Genomic DNA, 20,741 nt, shown 5'->3' with positions numbered 1-20,741 from the left:
GGGGAAACCCCCGACGTGGCGGTTATCGGGGCAATACGCAGGAGGAGATGATGCCCGGTGCCGTGTTGATGGCATCAATGGGCATTCAACTCATCGAGAGGCAGTGAAAAACTCCCCACGAAGACATCGATGAAGTAGCGCATGGCGGGGTTCATCCTGGCGTCCAGCATCTGCTCGAGGCGCTTTCGCGCGGGCTCGAACTCCCGGTTGCCGACGCTCAGCTCCTCCAGACACTTGGTGTAGGCGCAGAGGGTGTCTGCATCCTTCACCAGGCTGGTGAGGGCCTCGTCCTGGGCGCCGGAGTCGAGCAGGGGGCGAAAGTCCTCTACCAGCTCAGGCGGCAACATGCCCAGCAGGCGCTGCTCGGCGGCAAGCTCAATCTTCTTGTATTCGCGGGCGATTTCGGGATTGAAGTACTTGACCGGGGTGGGCAGATCCCCGGTCAGCACCTCGCTGCTGTCGTGGTAGAGGGCCATGACGGCGGCCCGGTCTGCATCCACCTGAGCGCCGAACAGGCGATTGCTGATAAGACCGAGGGCGTGGGCCACCATGGCGACCTGCAGGCTGTGCTCGGCGATGTTTTCGGGCTGGATGTTGCGCATCAGGGGCCAGCGGTAGATGAGGCGCATACGGGCGAGGTTGGCAAAAAAATGGCTGGGCAGCATGGAAGACCTCGAATGGGGCAATGAAAAAGGGCAGACCCTAGTCTGCCCTTTTTTCCACCCGCAAGGATAGCCTGAGATGGGCCCTCAGCGGATGTAGCGACCCGATTCGGCCTCGTGGTTGGTCACTATCATCTGGCCGATGGGGGCCAGGCTGATGAGGGCCAGCTTGAGGTGCTGGATGCCGAACGGGATGCCGACGATGGTGACGAAACAGGCCAGCGCCGAGGCAATGTGGCCGATGGCCAGCCAGACCCCGATGAGCACAAACCAGAGAATGTTGCCAATCAGCCCCAGGGCGCCGGTGCCGATGTCGCTCTGGCCCGTCATGCTCTTGCGGCTCACCGCCTGCTTGCCAAACGGGAAGAAGGTGAAGGTGCCGATGACGAAGCAGGCGCGTCCCCAGGGGATCCCGATGAGGGAGACGAAGCAGAGCAGCCCCGCCAGCCACCAGGCCAGCCCCATGAAGACGCCTCCCAGCACGAACCAGAACAGATTGAACAAGAAGCGGAAAAAGGACATGTGGGTGACTCCAGCAGCACGTGAATTGGCTGTCACCATAGCGAGCCCGGCCGGGGGACGCAATGGCACAGGCGAGAAGGTGGACAATTTGGGTCGCAGCACGCCATTTTTGTGCCCGATTGGCGGCGGATGGCGATCAAAATGGCCCGTTTACCGTGAAAAAGAGTGAGCCAGTGCAAATTATTGCGGATGGAATGCTTGAACTCGGTGCAAGGCTTCCCCATATAGGAGAAAGTCTTGCGCAAATTGTGTTGTCTGTGCCCCGGATGGGGGATGTGCGGCTCGACGCGACCACTGCACGCCGCTATAATGTCGCGTCATATTTTCTCATCACAAAGACAGTCGTTGTCTTTATAAACAGGAAGACTCCGGGCTTGCCCGGGGGCAATAAAGGGTCAGCACGCAGTGCTGAGTTGAACGAGGTAAAAGAATGCAAGTTTCTGTAGAGACAACCCAGGGTCTGGAACGCCGTCTTACCATCACTGTACCGGCCGCTACCGTTGACGCCGCCGTGCGCAAAGAATTGAATGGCCTGGCCAAAACCCGTCGCATCGACGGTTTCCGTCCTGGCAAGGCTCCGGTTGCCATCATCAAGAAGATGTTCGGTGCCATGGCTCACGCCCGCGTTGCCGATGAAATGATGCAGAACAACTTCATCAAGGCCATCATCGAGAACAAACTGAGCCCGGCTGGCGCCCCGACCATGGATCCGAAAGAAATCAAAGAAGGTCAGGATTTCGAGTTCACCGCCACTTTCGAAGTGTATCCGGAGTTCGAAGTTGCCGGTCTGGAGAGCATCAAGGTCGAGAAGCCGGTTGCCACCGTTAAGGACAGCGACCTGGAAAACATGATCGACACCCTGCGCAAGCAGCACGCCACCTGGACTGAAGCCGCTGTGGCTGCCGCCAACGGCATGCGTGTGACCATGGACTTCGTCGGTTCCATCGACGGTGAAGAGTTCGACGGTGGCAAGGCTGAAGGCTTCACCCTGGAACTGGGCGCTGGCCGCATGATCCCGGGCTTCGAAGACGCCATCCTGGGCAAGAAAGCGGGCGACGAGTTCACCATCGAGGTGACTTTCCCGGCTGACTACCACGCCGAAGCCCTGAAGGGCAAGGCTGCCAAGTTTGCCTCCAAGCTGCACAAGGTTGAAGAGCAAGTGCTGCCCGAGCTGACCGAAGAGTTCGTCAAGCGTTTCGGCATCGAGAGCGGCAGCGTTGAAGAGCTGAAGGCTGAAGTGCGCAAGAACATGGAGCGCGAACTGGCCCAGGCCCTGAAAAACAGCGTGAAAGAGCAGGTACTGAACGGCCTGGTTGAAGCCAACCAGATCGATCTGCCGAAGGCTGCCGTTGCCCAGGAAATCGACACCCTGCGTCAGCAGGCCCTGCAGCGCTTCGGTGGCTTCCAGGGCGGCAACGCCCCCGAGCTGCCGGCCGAGCTGTTCCAGGCCCAGGCCGAGCGCCGTGTCCGCGTTGGTCTGCTGCTGGGTGACGTCATCCGCACCAACGAGATCAAGGCTGACGACGCCCGTGTGACCAGCATCATCGAGTCCATGGCCACTGCCTACGAAGATCCGAAAGAAGTGATCGAGTACTATCAGCAGAACGAGCAGATGCTTAACGGCGTGCGCAACCTGGCCATTGAAGATCAAGCCATCGATCTGATCCTGTCCAAGGCGCAAGTCACCGAGAAAGAAGTTGCCTTCGACGAAGTGATCAACAAGTCCGGTGCCGCTGCCTAAGAACATTTGACTTAAGGTCAAAACTGTTAAGTATAATGGCTCGTGTGATCTCCACTCGGGCCATTTTATTTTAGGGACAATGCCTTATGTACAAGAACTATAACGATGTGACTGAATCCCCACGCAATGCGCTCATCCCGATGGTGGTAGAGCAAACCGCGAAAGGGGAGCGTTCCTACGACATCTATTCCCGTCTGCTGAAAGAGCGGGTGATCTTCCTGACCGGTCAGGTTGAGGATCACATGGCGAACCTGGTGGTGGCCCAACTGCTGTTCCTGGAGTCCGAGAATCCGGATCAGGACATCAGCATCTACATCAACTCGCCGGGTGGCGCCGTCACTGCGGGTATGTCCATCTATGACACCATGCAGTTCATCAAGCCGGACGTGAGCACCGTCTGCATGGGGCAGGCCTGCTCCATGGGGGCCTTCCTGCTGGCCGGTGGCGCCAAGGGCAAGCGTTTCTGCCTGCCCAATGCCCGAGTGATGATCCACCAGCCGCTGGGCGGCTTCCAGGGGCAGGCTTCTGACATCCAGATCCATGCCCAGGAGATCCTGAAAATCAAGAATACCCTGAACGATCGTCTGGCGTTCCATACCGGTCAGGACATGGCCACCATCGAGCGCGACACCGACCGTGACAACTTCATGTCCGCCGAGCAGGCCGTTGCCTATGGTCTGGTTGACGGCATCCTGAGCCAGCGCGGCTGAGCAGGGTACCCCGTCCTGTTGTAAACTCAACAGGACGATCCATCCTCTATTGATAAAACGAGGTCGCTGAATGACAGAGAAACGCAAGGGTGAGGGCGACAAGCTGCTGTATTGCTCTTTCTGCGGCAAAAGCCAGCATGAAGTGCGCAAGCTGATCGCTGGCCCTTCCGTCTACGTATGTGATGAGTGTGTCGAGCTGTGCAACGATATCATCCGCGAGGAGATCCGCGAGGTCTCTCCCAAGCGCGATGGTAGCGAGCTGCCGACCCCTCATGAAATCCGCGCCCATCTGGACGACTACGTGATCGGTCAGGAGTACGCCAAGAAGGTGCTGGCAGTGGCTGTCTACAACCACTACAAGCGTCTTCGCAGCGGCAGCGAGTCCGGTGGCGTGGAGCTGGGCAAATCCAACATCCTGCTGATTGGCCCCACCGGTAGCGGTAAGACCCTGCTGGCCGAGACCCTGGCTCGTCTGCTGGATGTGCCCTTCACCATGGCCGATGCCACCACCCTGACCGAAGCCGGTTACGTGGGCGAGGACGTGGAGAACATCATCCAGAAGTTGCTGCAAAAGTGCGACTACGACGTGGAGAAGGCCCAGCGCGGTATCGTCTACATCGACGAGATCGACAAGATCTCCCGCAAGTCGGACAACCCCTCCATCACCCGCGACGTCTCCGGGGAAGGGGTGCAGCAGGCCCTGCTGAAACTGATCGAAGGCACCATCGCCTCCGTGCCGCCTCAGGGCGGTCGCAAGCACCCGCAGCAGGAGTTTTTGCAGGTCGACACCTCCAAGATCCTCTTCATCTGTGGTGGTGCCTTCGCGGGGCTGGACAAGGTGATCGAGCAGCGCTCCGTCAAGGGCACCGGCATCGGTTTTGGCGCCGAGGTGAAATCCAAGAATGCCAAGGCAACCCTGAGCGAGAATTTTGCCAAGGTGGAGCCGGAAGATCTCATCAAGTACGGTCTCATCCCCGAGTTCATCGGTCGTCTGCCGGTGGTCGCGACCCTGACCGAGCTTGACGAGGCTGCCCTCATCCAGATCCTGAAAGAGCCGAAGAACGCGTTGACCAAGCAGTATGCCGCGCTGTTTGCCCTGGAAGAGGTGGAGCTGGAGTTTCGTGATGACGCGCTCAATGCCATTGCCCGCAAGGCCATGGAGCGCAAAACCGGTGCCCGGGGTCTGCGTTCCATTGTCGAGGCCGTGCTGCTCGACACCATGTATGACCTGCCCTCCCTGAAAGGGGTCAGCAAGGTGGTGATCGACGAGACGGTGATCAAGGGAGACTCCGCGCCCCTGATGATCTACGACAATCCCGAGACTCAGGCCGCAGCCTCAGAGTAACTGTCTGATTTTTAATCACATAAAGGGGCTTTTTGCCCCTTTCATGCTTTTTACGGCCAAGGCGATTGAATCTCATCTTTGCGCCCCCATATACTCAGCCAAGCCTTTGCCAACGGTATAACAAGCCGAGAGGACATATATGAACCTAGAGCGTTCAGAACGCATCGAGATTCCCGTCCTGCCTCTTCGTGACGTGGTGGTCTATCCCCACATGGTCATTCCACTCTTTGTGGGGCGGGAAAAATCCATTCGCTGTCTGGAAGCGGCCATGGAGCAGGACAAGAAAGTCCTGCTGGTGGCCCAGAAGGATGCGTCGACTGACGAACCGACGGTGGAGGAAATTTTCTCCGTCGGGACAGTGGCCAATATTCTGCAGATGCTCAAGCTGCCGGACGGCACCGTCAAGGTGCTGGTGGAGGGGGGCCAGCGTGCCCGCCTTGAGCGGATGATCGACGATCGCGACTTCTTTGTCGGGGAGGCCCAGTACATCGCGTCCGCCCCCATCGAGGAGAAGGATCAGGACGTGCTGGTGCGCTCTGCCATCGGCCAGTTCGAAGGTTACATCAAGCTCAACAAGAAGATCCCGCCCGAGGTACTCACCTCGATTTCGGCGATCGACGATGCGGCGCGCCTGGCCGATACCATGGCTGCCCACATGCCGCTCAAGCTCGAAGACAAGCAGAAGGTGCTGGAAATCGCCTCCGTGTCCGAGCGCATCGAGTTTCTGATGGCCATGATGGAGTCGGAGATCGACCTGTTGCAGGTCGAGAAACGCATCCGCTCCCGGGTCAAGAAGCAGATGGAGAAGAGCCAGCGGGAGTATTACCTCAACGAGCAAATGAAGGCCATCCAGAAAGAGCTGGGTGAGCTGGAAGACAGCCCGGATGAATTCGAAGCCCTCAATCGCAAGATTGAAGAGGCCGGGATGCCGGAGGATGCCCGCGAGAAGGCCCAGGCCGAGCTGGCCAAGCTCAAGATGATGTCCCCCATGTCGGCGGAAGCCACCGTGGTGCGCAGCTATGTGGACTGGATGGTGCAGGTGCCCTGGAAGGCCCGCTCCAAGGTCAAGAAAGACCTGGGCAAGGCCCAGGAGGTGCTGGATGCGGATCACTATGGCCTGGACAAGGTCAAGGATCGCATCCTCGAATACTTGGCGGTACAGGCGCGGGTGAACAAGCTCAAGGGCCCCATCCTCTGCCTGGTCGGGCCTCCCGGGGTGGGCAAGACCTCCCTGGGCCAGTCCATCGCCAAGGCTACCGGCCGCAAGTATGTGCGCATGGCCCTGGGTGGGGTGCGTGACGAGGCGGAGATCCGCGGTCACCGTCGTACCTATATCGGCTCCATGCCCGGCAAGCTCATCCAGAAGATGGCGAAAGTGGGCGTGAAGAACCCGCTGTTCCTGCTCGACGAAATCGACAAGATGAGCTCGGACATGCGTGGCGATCCCGCTTCCGCCCTGCTGGAGGTGCTGGATCCCGAGCAGAACAGCAGCTTCAACGATCACTATCTGGAAGTGGATTATGACCTGTCGGACGTGATGTTCGTGGCCACCTCCAACTCCATGAACATCCCGGGTCCGCTGCTGGACCGGATGGAAGTGATCCGTCTGTCCGGTTACACCGAGGACGAGAAGCTCAACATTGCCAAGCAGCACCTGGTTGCCAAGCAGATCCAGCGCAACGGCCTGAAGCCTTCCGAGATCACCATCGAGGATTCGGCGCTGATCGGAGTGATTCGCTACTACACCCGCGAGGCGGGTGTGCGCAGCCTGGAGCGTGAAATCTCCAAAATCTGTCGCAAGGCAGTCAAACGCATCCTGCTGGACAAGAGCATCAAGCATGTTCAGGTCAACCAGGAGAACCTCAAGGAGTTCCTGGGGGTACAGCGCTTTGACTATGGCAAGGCCACCGACCAGAACCAGATTGGTCAGGTGTGCGGGCTGGCGTGGACCGAAGTGGGGGGCGATCTGCTCACCATCGAGACCACCAACATGCCAGGCAAGGGCAAGCTCACTTACACCGGTTCCCTCGGTGACGTGATGCAGGAGTCCATCCAGGCGGCCATGACGGTGGTGCGTGCCCGCGCCGAGAAGCTGCGTATCAACGGTGACTTCTACGAGAAGCGCGACATCCACGTGCACGTGCCGGAAGGGGCGACCCCGAAAGACGGCCCGAGCGCCGGTATCGCCATGTGTACCGCCCTGGTCTCCAGCCTCACCGGCAACCCGGTGCGCGCCGACGTGGCCATGACGGGTGAAATCACCCTGCGTGGCGAGGTGTTGCCCATCGGTGGTCTCAAGGAGAAACTGCTGGCGGCCCACCGTGGTGGCATCAAGCGTGTGCTGATCCCGAAAGAGAACGAACGTGACCTCGAGGAGATCCCGGCCAACGTCAAACAAGATCTTGAAATCTATCCGGTTCGCTGGATTGATGAGGTGCTTGCACTGGCGTTGCAGGACAATCCGCAAGGTTTCGAACGCGTTTCTGTCGTGTAAATGTTGATGCGCCGCAAATTTGGCGCATTCGGGGGGTGGTTAAGGCTTGCATGCACCGGACAACGGAAGTAGCCTTGACCACCGATCGGGTACTCATGATGAGTCGCAATGCGTGATGTGGCGCGGGTTTGCGCCAGATTGTCACTTGCAACTGATCAGGAGGCTTGTTATAAAACCTCCACTTGTTGTGGCCAGGGAAATCAGCGCCGCAGCGATGTTCGATAAAAGGGGAATATAAGAGTGAATAAATCTCAACTGATTGACAAGATTGCAGACGGTGCTGATATCTCCAAAGCTGCCGCTGGTCGTGCGCTGGATGCCTTCATCGATGCCGTGGGCGAAGCCCTGAAAGAGGGTGACCAGGTTGCTCTGGTTGGTTTCGGTACTTTCGCCGTTCGCGAGCGTGCAGCCCGTTCCGGCCGCAACCCGCAAACTGGTGCGACCATCGAAATCGCTGCCGGTAAAGTTCCTGCCTTCAAAGCCGGCAAGGCCCTGAAAGACGCGGTCAACTAAGCCGGTCGCTGATATCTATCGGCACCGTCCTTGGTCTCTGACCAGACAAGTGAGAGGGCTCTCCCTCATACTGCTTGACCAAGGCGCATCGCAATCGGTGCGCCTTTTCATTATTTACGCCCATCGAGTTCGGGAGCATAAGTACAAACATGATGTTGGATAAACTACGCGAAGGGGCGCAGGGCAAGGTAGCCAAGGTTATCTTGGGCCTGATCATCCTCTCCTTTGCCTTGGCCGGCGTAGGCAGCTACCTCAATGGCCCGGCACGTACCGCCCCCGCCACCGTCAACGGCAATGACATCAGTGCCCCCGCACTGGAGAATGCCTACCGCAATGAGCGGGCCCGCATGGAATCCCAAATGGGTGAGGCCTTCAACCAGCTGGCCGCCAATCCCGATTACATGAAACAGTTCCGCCGTGGCGTGCTGGACCGTCTGATCGATCAGGCGCTGATCGATGACAAGGCCCGCTCCCTGGGTCTGCGCGTCAGCGATGAGCAGATCAAGCAGGCCATCGTCGCCATGCCCGAGTTTGCCGAAAACGGCAAGTTCAGCAATGACCGCTACCTGCAGCTCATTCGCCGTGCCGGCATGACCCCCGAGATGTTCCGCGACTCCCTGCGCCAGGACATGGTGCGCCAGCAATTGATGGGCGCCGTGCTGGGATCGGAGTTCGCCCTCAAGGGTGAGGCCGAGCAACTGGATCGTCTCTACAACCAGACCCGTGACCTGCGCCTGATCCGTCTGGCCGCTTCCGCCTATGTGGACGGGATCGAGGTGAGCGATGCCGAGGTGGAGCAGTTCTACAAGGCCAACAGCGCTCGTTTCATGAACGACGAGACGGTCAAGGTCGACTATCTGCTACTCGATGCCGCCAACCTTGGCAAGAACATCAAGGTCACCGAGCAGGATGCCCAGGATTACTACGACCAGCATCAGGATCTGTTCCAGCGTCCCGAGCGCCGTCAGGTGGCGCACATCCTGATCCCGTTTGGCAAGGATGAAAAGGCCGCCGAGAAGCAGGCTGAAGAGCTGCTGGTCAAGGCCAAGGGCGGTGAAGACTTCGCCGCGCTGGCCAAGGCCGACTCCTCCGATACCTTCTCCGCGAAGAAGGGCGGGGAGCTCGACTGGTTCGAGAAAGGGGTGATGGATCCTGCCTTCGAGAAAGCCGCGTTCGCGCTGGACAAGGCTGGCGATCTCTCCGCCGTGGTGAAGAGCCCGTTCGGCTTCCACATCATCAAGCTGCTGGGCGTCGAGCCTGCCAAGACCAAGCCCTTCGTGGACGTGATGAGCGATACCATCGCCCGTCTGCAGTCTGAGAAGGCCAAGGAGCAATTCTTCGCCGAGCAGCAGAAGATGGCCGACAGCAGCTTCGAGAACCCGGACTCCCTGGACTTGACCGCCGAAGCTATGGGTCTCCAGGTGCAGTCCACCGGCTATTTCAGCCAGGCCGATGCGCCGGCACCGCTCAATGATCCCAAGGTGCTCTCCGTGGCATTCTCCGAACAGCTGCGCGATGACAACACCAACTCCGACGTGATCGAGCTGGCTGACGGCAAGGCGCTGGTGCTGCACATCATGGGTCACCAGCCGAAGGCGGCCAAGCCGCTTGCCGAGGTGAAAGAGCAGGTGATCACCGCCATCAAGCACGACAAGGCCAGTGAAGTGGCCCGTGGCAAGGCCCAGGGTCTGCTGGACAAGCTCAAGGCCGGTGAGAACGTTCAGGCCGACCTGACCGCGCTGGGTCTGAAAGTGGATACCCATACCGGTGTATCCCGTTTCGCCCAGGAGATGGACCAGAACCTGGTGACCCAGGCGTTCCGCATGCCCCATCCGACCGATGGCAAGCCGAGCGTCGAGCTGGTGACCGAAGCAAACGGTGATCGTGTGGTGGTGGCGCTGGACAAGGTCAACGTCATCAAGGAGCCGTCCCAGATGGTTAGCCTGCTGCAAGGTCAGCTGGGTCAGGGCAAGGCACAGGCCGACTACAAGTCGCTGATCGACGAGCTGCGCAAGGCGGCCAAGATCGAATACTTCACCGACGTGGAAGCCACTGTCGAGTAAGTCAGCCTCACGGCCCCAAGTGTGAAAACGGCTCCATGATGGAGCCGTTTTTTTGTGCCATCGACAGCCCGGCAGAGCGGGCGGGCGCAGGAGGGAAGGGCCAGGCACGGGCTTGTGCTGCCTATCCTGGCTGGGGATGAGCGGGACAAGTGTATGACAGCGCGCTGTACTCTTGCTCTCCCTATCCCCAATTCTTCTCTTGCTGTGGGGCGTGATAAAGGAGGCATAAAAAAACCGGCGCACGAGGCGCCGGTTCTGATCGCTTTGCTTGAAGGCGGGGGATTACACCACACCCTGGGTGCGCAGGTAATCCTCGTAGGTACCGCCGAAGTCGCGGATGCCGTCTTCGGTCAGCTCCAGGATGCGGGTCGCCAGGGAGGAGACGAACTCGCGGTCGTGGGAGACGAAGATCAGGGTGCCTTTGTACATCTCCAGCGCCAGGTTCAAGGATTCGATGGATTCCATGTCCAGGTGGTTGGTCGGTTCGTCCATGATCAGGATGTTGGGGCGCTGCATCATCAGCTTGCCGAACAGCATGCGGCCCTGTTCACCACCGGAGAGCACCTTGACCGGCTTCTTGATGTCGTCCTGGGAGAAGAGCAGACGACCCAGCACGGAGCGCACCGCCTGCTCGTCTTCGTTCTCCTGCTTCCACTGGGCCATCCAGTCGAACACATTGAGATCGGTGTCGAAATCTTCGGCGTGATCCTGGGCGTAGTAGCCGATCTGGGCGTTCTCGGACCACTTGATGGTGCCGGTATCCGGTGCCAGGGCACCGACCAGCGTCTTGATCAGGGTGGACTTACCGATCCCGTTGGTACCCAGGATGGCGACCTTCTCGCCCACTTCCAGCATCATGTTGAGCCCCTTGAACAGGGGACCGTCGCCATAACCCTTGGAGACGCCTTCGATCTCCAGGATGTTGCGGTAGAGCTTCTTGTCCTGCTCGAAGCGGATGAAGGGGTTCTGACGGCTGGAGACCTTCACTTCCTCAATCTTGATCTTGTCGATCTGCTTGAGGCGGGAGGTAGCCTGGCTGGACTTGGAGGCGTTGGCGCTGAAGCGGGAGACGAAGGATTGCAGATCGGCGATCTGGGCCTTCTTCTTGGCGTTGTCGGCCAGCAGGCGCTCGCGGGCCTGGGTGGCAGCCAGCATGTACTCGTCGTAGTTGCCCGGGTAGACCCGCAGCTCGCCGTAGTCCAGATCCGCCATGTGGGTGCAGACGGAGTTCAGGAAGTGACGGTCGTGAGAGATGATGATCATGGTGCTTTCACGATCGTTGAGCACCTGCTCCAGCCAGCGAATGGTGTTGATGTCCAGGTTGTTGGTCGGTTCGTCCAGCAACAGGATGTCGGGGTTGGAGAAGAGCGCCTGCGCCAGCAGTACCCGCAGTTTCCAGCCCGGGGCCACTTCGCTCATCGGGCCGTTGTGCTGCTCGATGGGAATACCGGCACCCAGCAGCAGCTCGCCTGCGCGGGATTCGGCGGTATAGCCATCATATTCGGCGACCAGGCCTTCCAGCTCGGCGGCCTTCATGTAGTCGTCGTCGGTGGCTTCCAGGTTGGCGTAGATGGCATCGCGTTCGACGATGGCGGCCCACAGCTCGGTGTGGCCCATCATGACCACGTCCAGCACGCGCATCTCTTCGTAGGCGAACTGGTCCTGGCGCAGCTTACCGATGCGCTCGTTGACATCCAGGCTCACATTGCCGCCGGTGGGTTCGAGATCGCCGCCGAGGATCTTCATGAAGGTGGACTTGCCACAGCCGTTGGCACCGATGAGGCCGTAGCGGTTGCCGCCGCCAAACTTGACGCTGATGTTCTCAAACAGCGGCTTGGCGCCGAACTGCATGGTGATGTTGTTGCTTGAAAGCACTGGAATGTCCCGGTTGGTCTGTCAAATGGCGCGCATTATGGCACAGATCCCCCGAAAGTTTTAGCAGGAACTGTGATCTGGCCCCATTGCAGGGGGGAAGGTTTCACGACCAGGCCGGCAACGGGCTCCGGCCTCTCTTGCAGAGAGGAGGCGAGGGGCGGTCATGAAAAAAGCCGGCACTGGGCCGGCTTGGATGCGTGGGATGCCACTTAGTGGGCGGAGGCGCCGGAGGCACCGAGCCCGGTCTGGGAGCGGACGAACTGCGGGAAGAACTTCGCATGCTCGTCGGAGGCTGCCTGGGACTTGTCGGTGACCGAGAAGAACCAGATCCCGATGAAGGCCAGCCCCATGGAGAAGAGCGCCGGGTATTCGTAGGGGAAGATGGCCTGGGCATGACCCAGCACCTTCACCCAGACGGTGGGGCCCAGGATCATCAGGGTCACGGCGCTGATGAGACCGAGCCAGCCGCCATAGACGGCGCCACGGGTGGTCAGGCGGGACCAGAACATGGAGAGGAAAAGCACAGGGAAGTTGCAGCTCGCCGCGATGGAGAAGGCCAGGCCCACCATGAAGGCGATGTTCTGCTTCTCGAACAGGATGCCAAGGCCGATGGCGACCACACCCAGCACCAGGGTGGTCATCTTGGAGACACGCAGCTCGTCGGCCTCGTTGGCCTTGCCTTCCTTGATGACGCAGGCATAGAGGTCGTGAGAGACCGCGGAGGCCCCCGCCAGGGTCAGCCCGGCCACGACCGCCAGTATGGTGGCAAACGCCACGGCGGAGATGAAGCCCAGGAACAGGCTGCCGCCCACCGCATCGGCCAGATGGACCGCCGCCATGTTGGTGCCCCCCAGCAGGGCGCCGGTGGCGTCCTTGAAGTCCGGGTTGGTGCTGACCAGCAGGATGGCGCCAAAGCCGATGATGAAGGTGAGGATGTAGAAGTACCCGATGAAGCCGGTGGCATAGAACACCGATTTACGGGCTTCCTTGGCATCGCTCACGGTAAAGAAGCGCATCAGGATGTGGGGCAGACCTGCGGTACCGAACATCAGGGCCAGCCCAAGGGAGATGGCGGAGATGGGGTCGGCGACCAGGCCGCCCGGGCTCATGATGGCCGCACCATTGGCATGCACCTTGACCGCTTCGCTGAACAGGGTACCGACGTCGAAGTTGACGGACTTCATCACCATGATGGCCATGAAGGAGGCACCGGAGAGCAGCATCACCGCCTTGATGATCTGTACCCAGGTGGTGGCCAGCATGCCGCCGAACAGCACATAGAGCACCATCAGGATGCCGACCAGCACCACGGCCACATGGTATTGGAGGCCGAACAGCAGCTCGATGAGCTTGCCGGCACCGACCATCTGGGCGATGAGGTAGAGGGCGACCACCACCAGGGAGCCGCTGGCGGAGAGGCTGCGCACCGAGGTCTGCTTGAGGCGGTAGGAGGCCACGTCGGCAAAGGTGTACTTGCCGAGGTTGCGCAGCCGCTCCGCGATCAGGAACAGGATGATGGGCCAGCCCACCAGGAAGCCGATGGAGTAGATGAGACCGTCGTAGCCCGAGGTATAGACCAGGGCGGAGATGCCGAGGAAGGAGGCGGCGGACATGTAGTCACCGGCGATGGCCAGACCGTTCTGGAAGCCGGTGATGCGCCCGCCGGCGGCGTAGTAGTCGGAAGCCGAGCGGTTGCGCTTGGAGGCCCAGTAGGTGATGAACAGGGTCGCGGCCACGAAGATCACGAACATCACGATGGCCGAGATATTGAGGGGTTGGCGTTGCACCTCGCCGCTGATGGCGTCGGCCGCCAGCAAAGGGGTGGAGATCAGACCTGCCAGCGGCAGCAGAAACTTGCCTTTCATGATTGCGCTCCCTTGAGGATCTTCTGGTTCAGTTCGTCGAACTCGCCGTTGGCACGAAATACGTAGATACCGGTCAGCACGAAGGCCGATACGATGAGACCAATCCCGACCGGGATACCACGGGTGATGCTGGAGCCTTCACTCAAGGGGGTGCCAAGCCAGCCCGGCGCAAAGGCGATGAGCAGGATGAACGCCAGGTAGAGCCCCAGCATCAGGATGGAGAGGGTCCAGGCAAAACGCTGGCGTTTGGCGACCAGTGCCTGGAAGTTGGGATCTTGCTGGATCCGAAGATACGGTTGCTGTTCCATTGCAGTTCTCCATGACAGTGAATGTCAGCGGTGGATGAGGGGTTCCCTACCGGACAGCACGGCTGTCCATGTAAGCAAAATGTGAATTAAATGTTATTTCCGAACAATTAGACTTTGGGATAAGCCAGCGGGCCGCCCTGATGCAGGCGTACAAAGACAAGGGCGGCGGTGACGGCATCGCTCAGGGCGTCGTGGGGGGGCAGGGCTGGCAGCGCCAGATGGCGACAGATCGCGGCCAGGTGCAGATCGATGGCGGCATCGGGATAGCGGCGATAGAGGTGATCGTGATAGAGGCGGCTCACCTCGATGCCGCGCTGGGGCAGGGTGAGCCCCCACAGCCGTTGGCAGGCGAGGTTGAGAATGCGCAGGTCATAGGCGATGTGATATCCCACCAGCTCACGGGGGCCGATGAACTCCAGCAGCGCGCGCAGCGCGGGCTCCAGTGCCATTCCCTGTTGCAGATCCTGATGGCGCAGGCCGTGGATCACCACGGACCCGGCGCTCAGGCTGGCGGGAGCCTGGACCCGGATGGCAAGGGCATCGCCCGTCTCTATCCGGTTGCCCCGGATGCGCACCGCCCCGATGGAGACGATCTCCGCCAGCGCCGGATCCAGGCTGGTGGTCTCGAAGTCCAGCGCCACCCACTCGTCGCCAGCAGGGCGGGCAAAGAGCGGGGCAAACTCCCCCTCCCGAAACGTCCTGCCAAGCCAGCGGCGGCGCCAGTGTATCCACATCGCTATTGCCTAAGACGAAAGTGCAAGGTGAGCCATTGCTGGAACTTCTTCACCTGGTGCAGGGCATGGCGCAGCAGATCCCGCTCTGCGGGGCCGAGGTCGGCCACCCGCACCCGTCCGTCTCCCTCCTGCAACTGGCTGCGCAGCCGAAGCCGCATGAACAGCCGGAAGGCCTCCGCCAGATTGGTGCCATAGTCCCGGCTGAGGCGTCCCTGGCCCACCAGGGCCTCGATGCGTCCTGTGGTCGAGGTCTCCAGGATCCCCGCCTCCAGGGAGAGCACCCGGACGCCGTGGACAAGGGGGAAGAGGCCGCCCCGCTTGAGATCCAGCCCCTCCGGGGCTTGCTCCAGCCTGCCAAAGAGGGTGAGGGGGGCGTGAAAGGCGACGGCGGCCCTTGCCATCTCCGCCAGCAGATCCGGCCTCTCGGCGAGGCAGGCCCGCAGGTGGCGGGCGACGGGGGCGAGCCGGGCGCGATCTCCCGTGATGGCCTGGGCATCGGCCAGGGTGGCGAGCCAGAGCAGATCCGCTTCGCTGGCGCGCACACAGGCCTGCTCTATCCCTTGCAGCCAGCCGCCAAGCGGCTTCACCCAGGCCGGGTTGTTGACCATCACCCTGCCCGGGCAAGGGGGATAACCCAGGCGCGCCAGCAGGGCGCTGAAGGCGGCCAGATCCACCGACTGGGTGGGCCACGGCAGGCCATCCGGCAGGATCAGGGCATTGTCCTGATCGGTTTTCTGGATCTGCTCGCCACGCCCCTCCGACCCCAGCATCAGCAGGCACACCTGCTCTTGCTGCGCTGCGGGGATCACCAGGGAAAAGGCCTTGGCGATCAATTGCTCGTTGATGGTGGCGATGAGCTTCATCAGGAACAGGGTGTGGATCCCCTGGGCAAACAGGGAGCGAATGAGCTGCTGCTGCTCCCGGGCGACCGCCTCGAGGGCGGCCGGGGAGTCGGCGCGGGCGATGCGCAGGGTCAACACATGGGAGTGGGTGGAGAAGAGCCCGAGTACCTGGGTCAGATGCAGGATGCCTGCCACCTCCTGCCCCTGCCAGATGACCAGGCGCTTGATGCGGTGGCGGGTCATCAGCAGCAGGGCATCGAACAGATAGCTCCCCAGTGGCAGACCCGTCAGCGGGGTGGGGGTCAGCACCGCCAGCGGCGCACTGAGCGGCAATCCCTTGAGGGTGAGGGCGTGGAGCAGGGTCTTGCGGGTTGCCAGGCTCAGGCTGCCGTCTGCTCCGGGATAGAGCAGGCAGTCGGTGCCCCTGGCCACCATTGCCTCGGTGGCGGCCAGGAGCGAGAGGCTGTTTTCCACGATGAGCGGCGCCTGCAGATGGTCGGGAGCGATGCGGGTCAGGATGAACTCCGCCAGATTCTGCTGTCCGAGCTGGCTGCGCCGCTCCTGCTCGCGTTGGCGCTCCGCCAGGGTGGCGGTGAAGTAGCGGGCGATATGGGGGTGTGCGTCGCACAGGGCCAGAAAGACGGGGCGGGGAATGAGCTGGCAGAGGGTATCTTCCAGGGCGGCGAAACGGTGGCGGCAGTGCCCGTCAAACTGGGCACGGACGTCGAACATGTCCCCCTCGCCATAGTCCCCAAAGGATTGATGGGGGGCAGACTCTTCCACGGCCCCCTTGATGATGAGGTAGAGCCCGGCGGGCTCCTCCCCGGCGTGCTGCACCGTCTGGCCCGCGCGAAAGTAGCAGATGCTGAGGTGCTGACCGAGCCGCTGGCGTGCCTCCTCGTCCAGGCCGTCGAACGGTGGACGGGCAAAATTGAACAGAAGTGACATGACAGGCTCCACCGTGACCATGGGGCCAGTCTGACAAAGGCTCCACCACCGGGCCAGCCGACTTTAGTCGCAGGCCCGGGGCTGCCTCCCTGTACCTGCCCATAACACTCTGGTAACGTTGTGGTATGACCAGTTGAATCAAAGGACGAAGACGGAGATGGAAAAGCCAAGGGTCAAATGGGTGTTTCAGGAGGGGATCGCCGAGGTGATGCTCTGCCGGGGGGACAAGCTCAACGCGCTGGATCGGGCCATGTTCGACGCCATCGACGAGACGCTGAACGCGCTATCCCGGCAAAAAGGGCTGCGGGCCGTGATCCTGCACGGGGAGGGGCGGGCGTTCTGCGCCGGGCTGGATGTGAAATCCATGCTGAAGCAGCCGGTGGCGCCGCTGGAGATCCTCAAGCGCGAGGCGGACGAGGCGACCAACCTGGCCCAGCGGGTGGCCTATGGCTGGCATCAACTGCCGGTGCCCGTGATTGCGGTGACCCAGGGGGTCTGTTTTGGCGGCGGTCTGCAGATAGCGCTCGGCGCCGATTTTCGCTTCAGCACCCCGGATTGCCGCTTCTCGGTGATGGAGATCAAGTGGGGCATCATCCCCGACATGAGTGGCAGCGTCACCCTGCGCAACCTGATGGGGATGGATACCGCCATGGAGCTTGCCATGAGCGGGCGCGAGCTGGAAGCCAGCGAAGCCAAGTCCCTCGGCCTGGTGAGCCGGGTGTGCGCGGATCCCCTGGAAGAGGCGCGGGCCTTTGCCCGGACCCTGATCACCAAGTCGCCGGATGCGCTGGCGGGGATCAAGCAGCTCTACACCCAGGCCTGGGCTCGCAGTGACGAGGCCATGCTCAAGGAAGAGACCCGGTTGCAGAGGCAGATCCTGGGGCGCCCCAACCAGTGGCGGGCGATCCTCAACAGCCTGTTTCGCTGGCGCCTGCCATTCGGACCCCGCCGCAACGCGCTTTGAACCCCTCACCCATCCAACACAAATGAAAATGGCAGCCGAAGCTGCCATTTTGCATTGTGCCGTCTGATTACTTGGCAACGGTATCCGGGTCCGCCTCGAAGGGGTGGCCGGTTTGCTCGCGCATCAGGTTTACTTCGGCGCGGTTTTCAATCCAGTAGTCCGCGTTCTTGATGCCGAGCTTTTCCGGGTGGAACACGGGATCCAGACCCTTGGCCAGCTGTGCCTCGTAGTCTTTCAGACAGGCGAAAGCCGGCTTTTGCAGCATCAGGATGGCACCGATGTTGAGCCAGGCCATCAGGCCGACCCCGATGTCACCCAGGCCCCAGGCCAGATCGGCGGTCTTGACGGTGCCGTAGACGGTGGCAGCCATCAGCGCAATCTTCAGCAGGAAGGTGAGCCAGGGGCGGTTAATCTTGCGGTTGACAAAAGCGATGTTGGTTTCGGCGATGTAGTAGTAGGCCACGATGGTGGTGAAGGCGAAGAAGAACAGGGCGATGGCGACGAAGTAGTTGCCAAAGCCTGGCATCATGCTCTCCATGGCGGTCTGCACATAGCCGGGGCCTGCCGCGATGCCGGCGATGCCGGTGTAGAGGGCGGCACCGTCCGGCCCCTGCACGTTGTACAGGCCAGTGATGAGCAGCATGAAGCCGGTGGCGGAGCAGACGAACAGGGTGTCGATATAGACGGAGAACGCCTGCACCAGGCCCTGCTTGGCCGGGTGGCTCACCGCCGCGGCGGAGGAGGCGTGGGGGCCAGTCCCCTGGGCGGCTTCGTTGGAGTAGACCCCGCGCTTGACACCCCACATGATGGCCAGACCCAGAATGGCGCCGAAGCCGGCTTCCATCCCGAAGGCACTCTTCCAGATGAGCAGGATCACGCCCGGCAGTTGGCCGATGTTCAGGGCGATGATGACGCAGGCCACGATGATGTAACCCAGCGCCATGAAGGGCACCACGGTACTGGCGAAATTGGCGATGCGTTTGACGCCGCCGAAGATGATGAAACCGAGCAGCAGCGCCAGACCGGCGGCGGTCACGTTGGGGTCGATGGCAAAGGCGGTCTGCAGGCTGGAGCCGATGGAGTTTGCCTGCACGCCCGGCAGCAGCACGCCGCAGGCGAAGATGGTGGCGATGGCGAAGGTCCAGGCATACCACTTCATGCCCAGGCCCTTCTCGATGTAGAAGGCCGGACCGCCGCGATATTCACCGTTGATCTTCTCCTTGTAGACCTGGCCCAGGGTGGACTCCACGAAGGCGGAGCTGGCGCCAAGGAAGGCGACCATCCACATCCAGAACAGGGCGCCCGGGCCGCCGAAGGTGATGGCAGTGGCCACACCGGCGATGTTGCCGGTACCGACGCGACCGGCCAGGGTCATGGAGAGTGCCTGGAAGGAGGAGACACCGGCATCGTTGCCCTTGCCCTGAAACATCAGGCGTATCATGCCTTTCAAGTGGCGCAGTTGCAGGAAACGGCTGCGCAGGGAGAAGTAGAGGCCTACCCCCAGACACAGATAGATGAGCGCTGGGCTCCAAATCACGCCATTGATGGCATTGACGATCTCATTCATGTACAACAACTCCTTTGTTGCGCTGTCTTGGCGAGGTCTATATGCCTCGCTCCCTTAACATTGAAATATGCGGTGACCAAGGGGGTCACTCAGGATTGTGCGGGACTTTCGACTGGTTAGTCCGCGGGATTTAACATATCGGTTTGTTCAGGGCCTTCCTAGTGAAAAGTGTTGTGGCTTTGTTAATTTGTGAATTGACATTAACAAATGGTGAATGGAACTGGACAAGATTCGGTACATACCCATCATCTGCCGCTTTGCCATGCCCAGAGGGCTGATTGAGGTAATGCAAATAGGAGGCCAGGAGTGGCAACAAGGGAAAACAGATACATCATTCGCCTCGCCGGGGAGGCGGATGGGGCCGGATTGACGGGGTTGTTTGCCCAGTTGGGCTACCCCAACCCTGACGGGGCGGTCAGCGCCAGGCTGGCCCAGCCCGATCCGGCGCGGGAGGTACTGGTAGCCCTGTGCGAGGGGATCCCGGTGGGGGTGCTGGTGTGGCACCACTTGCAACCCATGCACCTTGCACCAGCCTGGGGCCTGATCTCGGCGCTGGTTGTCGATGAGGGTGCAAGGGGCGGGGGCATCGGGGCCCTGCTGCTGGCGGCGGCAGAGCAGCGGGCGGCAGCCCTGGGGTGCGGCCAGCTGGAGCTCTCCAGCAGCCTCAAGCGCGAAGGGGCGCACCGATTTTATCTGGCGCAAGGGTATTGCGAGCGTCCGAAACGTTTTGTGAAAGCTGTCTGATTGGCAAGAGGAGTCTGTGTGTTCTGGTCCAGGTTGAAAGAGGTATTGGGTGGTGCATCTCCCCGGGAGCCTCGTCTCCCAGAAGAGCAGGAGTGGCGCGAGGCGCTGGCGGCGGTGCCCATCTTGCAGGGGCTTGAAGAAGAAGAGGCGCAGAGGCTGATGGAGCTGGCGCGCCATTTTCTCTCGCGCAAGACCCTCACCCAGATCGGGGTGGAACTGACGCCCCGCCAGCAGGGGGTGCTGGCCCTGCAGGCAGTGCTGCCCATCCTGCACCTGGGGTTCGATTGGTATCGAGGTTTCCACGAGGTGATCATCATCCCCGAGCCCGTGACCCGTCGTCAGGAGGTGCAGGACGAGTTCGGGCTGGTGAGCGAATTTGAAGAGGAGAACGCCGGTGAATCCTGGCCCCAGGGGCCACTGGTGCTGGCCTGGAGCGAATTGCAGCAGGACGGGGACTGGGACGGATTCAACCTGGTGATCCATGAGCTTGCCCACAAGCTCGACATGCTGGGAGGGGATGCGGACGGTGCACCGCCCCTGCCGCGGGGCATGGATCCCCAGCAATGGACCCGGGCGCTGCAAGGTGCGTTTGACGAGATGAACGATCAGTTGACCAGAGAGGAGGTGACCGAGATAGACCCCTACGCCGCCTCGCACCCCGCCGAATTCTTCGCGGTGTGCAGCGAGAGCTTCTTCACCGATCCGTTGCGTCTGCGTGCCGTCTACCCTGCGGTCTATGACCAGTTCGCCCGCTTCTACGGTCAGGATCCCGCTGCCCGCTACCCGGCCACCCGGTTGCTGGCCGGAGATCCCGGAGCGCAGGGCTGACCGGCACTGCGTCCGG

At 61.2% G+C, this 20,741-nt stretch carries 17 protein-coding genes; 9 read left to right on the top strand and 8 right to left on the bottom strand.

Going from position 1 to position 20,741, the window contains the following annotated elements; translation table 11 throughout:
- Positions 1–74 precede the first annotated feature (74 nt).
- Positions 75–665 (bottom strand): 5'-deoxynucleotidase, encoded by a 591-nt coding sequence (yfbR, locus tag ACPW74_RS10260; protein WP_010674569.1) that lies wholly within the window; start codon positions 663–665, stop codon positions 75–77.
- A gap of 84 nt (positions 666–749) precedes the next feature.
- Positions 750–1,184: a YccF domain-containing protein gene (locus tag ACPW74_RS10255; RefSeq protein WP_010674570.1), complete on the bottom strand. Its 435-nt coding sequence runs from the start codon at positions 1,182–1,184 to the stop codon at positions 750–752.
- A 430-nt stretch (positions 1,185–1,614) separates the two neighbouring features.
- On the opposite strand from ACPW74_RS10255, the gene tig reads away from it, so the two are divergent.
- The 6 genes from tig to ppiD all read left to right on the top strand — a co-directional run bounded on the left by tig (position 1,615) and on the right by ppiD (position 10,050).
- Entirely contained in the window at positions 1,615–2,925 is a 1,311-nt protein-coding gene (tig, locus tag ACPW74_RS10250; RefSeq protein WP_010674572.1) for a trigger factor, read from the top strand.
- Positions 2,926–3,011: 86 nt separating this feature from the next.
- Complete coding sequence (gene clpP / locus ACPW74_RS10245) at positions 3,012–3,635, top strand: ATP-dependent Clp endopeptidase proteolytic subunit ClpP (RefSeq protein ID WP_005324106.1); 624 nt, start codon at positions 3,012–3,014, stop codon at positions 3,633–3,635.
- Between the two features lie 70 nt (positions 3,636–3,705).
- Entirely contained in the window at positions 3,706–4,980 is a 1,275-nt protein-coding gene (clpX, locus tag ACPW74_RS10240; RefSeq protein WP_275874187.1) for an ATP-dependent protease ATP-binding subunit ClpX, read from the top strand.
- A 139-nt stretch (positions 4,981–5,119) separates the two neighbouring features.
- Positions 5,120–7,474 (top strand): endopeptidase La, encoded by a 2,355-nt coding sequence (lon, locus tag ACPW74_RS10235; RefSeq protein WP_010674574.1) that lies wholly within the window; start codon positions 5,120–5,122, stop codon positions 7,472–7,474.
- A 240-nt stretch (positions 7,475–7,714) separates the two neighbouring features.
- Positions 7,715–7,987 carry a nucleoid-associated protein HU-beta gene (gene hupB, locus ACPW74_RS10230; protein ID WP_005315375.1) on the top strand — a complete coding sequence of 91 codons (273 nt, stop codon included), beginning with the start codon at positions 7,715–7,717 and terminating at the stop codon, positions 7,985–7,987.
- Between the two features lie 149 nt (positions 7,988–8,136).
- Positions 8,137–10,050, top strand: coding sequence for a peptidylprolyl isomerase (gene ppiD / locus ACPW74_RS10225; protein WP_425859098.1), 1,914 nt, complete (start codon positions 8,137–8,139; stop codon positions 10,048–10,050).
- Between the two features lie 282 nt (positions 10,051–10,332).
- Here the strand turns inward: ppiD and ACPW74_RS10220 are convergent, their stop codons facing one another.
- The 5 genes from ACPW74_RS10220 to ACPW74_RS10200 form a co-directional block, all read right to left on the bottom strand.
- Positions 10,333–11,925: an ABC-F family ATPase gene (locus ACPW74_RS10220; RefSeq protein WP_425859096.1), complete on the bottom strand. Its 1,593-nt coding sequence runs from the start codon at positions 11,923–11,925 to the stop codon at positions 10,333–10,335.
- Between the two features lie 209 nt (positions 11,926–12,134).
- Positions 12,135–13,790 carry a cation acetate symporter gene (locus ACPW74_RS10215; RefSeq protein ID WP_010674577.1) on the bottom strand — a complete coding sequence of 552 codons (1,656 nt, stop codon included), beginning with the start codon at positions 13,788–13,790 and terminating at the stop codon, positions 12,135–12,137.
- Entirely contained in the window at positions 13,787–14,098 is a 312-nt protein-coding gene (locus ACPW74_RS10210; RefSeq protein WP_039039049.1) for a DUF485 domain-containing protein, read from the bottom strand. The genes ACPW74_RS10215 and ACPW74_RS10210 overlap by 4 nt, the downstream gene beginning before the upstream one ends.
- A 107-nt stretch (positions 14,099–14,205) precedes the next feature.
- A complete protein-coding gene (locus tag ACPW74_RS10205; protein WP_275874188.1) occupies positions 14,206–14,832 on the bottom strand; it encodes a 3'-5' exonuclease in 627 nt (208 codons plus the stop codon).
- A 2-nt stretch (positions 14,833–14,834) separates the two neighbouring features.
- Entirely contained in the window at positions 14,835–16,622 is a 1,788-nt protein-coding gene (locus ACPW74_RS10200; RefSeq protein WP_425859094.1) for a putative nucleotidyltransferase substrate binding domain-containing protein, read from the bottom strand.
- A 157-nt stretch (positions 16,623–16,779) separates the two neighbouring features.
- Between ACPW74_RS10200 and ACPW74_RS10195 the strand changes: the two genes are divergently transcribed.
- Positions 16,780–17,586, top strand: coding sequence for a crotonase/enoyl-CoA hydratase family protein (locus ACPW74_RS10195; RefSeq protein ID WP_275874190.1), 807 nt, complete (start codon positions 16,780–16,782; stop codon positions 17,584–17,586).
- Between the two features lie 67 nt (positions 17,587–17,653).
- Here the strand turns inward: ACPW74_RS10195 and ACPW74_RS10190 are convergent, their stop codons facing one another.
- A complete protein-coding gene (locus ACPW74_RS10190) occupies positions 17,654–19,153 on the bottom strand; it encodes an alanine/glycine:cation symporter family protein (protein WP_010674582.1) in 1,500 nt (499 codons plus the stop codon).
- A gap of 330 nt (positions 19,154–19,483) precedes the next feature.
- Here ACPW74_RS10190 and ACPW74_RS10185 point away from each other — a divergent pair, with 330 nt between their 5' ends.
- Both ACPW74_RS10185 and ACPW74_RS10180 read left to right on the top strand, forming a co-directional pair.
- Complete coding sequence (locus ACPW74_RS10185) at positions 19,484–19,897, top strand: GNAT family N-acetyltransferase (RefSeq protein ID WP_029314462.1); 414 nt, start codon at positions 19,484–19,486, stop codon at positions 19,895–19,897.
- 18 nt (positions 19,898–19,915) lie between these two features.
- Positions 19,916–20,725 (top strand): zinc-dependent peptidase, encoded by an 810-nt coding sequence (locus ACPW74_RS10180; protein ID WP_039039054.1) that lies wholly within the window; start codon positions 19,916–19,918, stop codon positions 20,723–20,725.
- Positions 20,726–20,741: the final 16 nt, after the last annotated feature.

The organism is Aeromonas sp. INTO2, from assembly GCF_049860605.1.
GTDB lineage: Bacteria > Pseudomonadota > Gammaproteobacteria > Enterobacterales > Aeromonadaceae > Aeromonas > Aeromonas caviae.
Note: the sequence above shows the minus strand (reverse complement) of the source record. Positions and strands in the feature narration are given on the sequence as shown.

Coding starts and splice junctions, on each gene's coding strand:
- yfbR (WP_010674569.1), bottom strand. CDS start 665: ATGCTGCCCAGCCATTTTTTTGCCAACCTCGCCCGTATGCGCCTCATC.
- ACPW74_RS10255 (WP_010674570.1), bottom strand. CDS start 1,184: ATGTCCTTTTTCCGCTTCTTGTTCAATCTGTTCTGGTTCGTGCTGGGA.
- tig (WP_010674572.1), top strand. CDS start 1,615: ATGCAAGTTTCTGTAGAGACAACCCAGGGTCTGGAACGCCGTCTTACC.
- clpP (WP_005324106.1), top strand. CDS start 3,012: ATGTACAAGAACTATAACGATGTGACTGAATCCCCACGCAATGCGCTC.
- clpX (WP_275874187.1), top strand. CDS start 3,706: ATGACAGAGAAACGCAAGGGTGAGGGCGACAAGCTGCTGTATTGCTCT.
- lon (WP_010674574.1), top strand. CDS start 5,120: ATGAACCTAGAGCGTTCAGAACGCATCGAGATTCCCGTCCTGCCTCTT.
- ppiD (WP_425859098.1), top strand. CDS start 8,137: ATGATGTTGGATAAACTACGCGAAGGGGCGCAGGGCAAGGTAGCCAAG.
- ACPW74_RS10215 (WP_010674577.1), bottom strand. CDS start 13,790: ATGAAAGGCAAGTTTCTGCTGCCGCTGGCAGGTCTGATCTCCACCCCT.
- ACPW74_RS10210 (WP_039039049.1), bottom strand. CDS start 14,098: ATGGAACAGCAACCGTATCTTCGGATCCAGCAAGATCCCAACTTCCAG.
- ACPW74_RS10205 (WP_275874188.1), bottom strand. CDS start 14,832: ATGTGGATACACTGGCGCCGCCGCTGGCTTGGCAGGACGTTTCGGGAG.
- ACPW74_RS10200 (WP_425859094.1), bottom strand. CDS start 16,622: ATGTCACTTCTGTTCAATTTTGCCCGTCCACCGTTCGACGGCCTGGAC.
- ACPW74_RS10195 (WP_275874190.1), top strand. CDS start 16,780: ATGGAAAAGCCAAGGGTCAAATGGGTGTTTCAGGAGGGGATCGCCGAG.
- ACPW74_RS10190 (WP_010674582.1), bottom strand. CDS start 19,153: ATGAATGAGATCGTCAATGCCATCAATGGCGTGATTTGGAGCCCAGCG.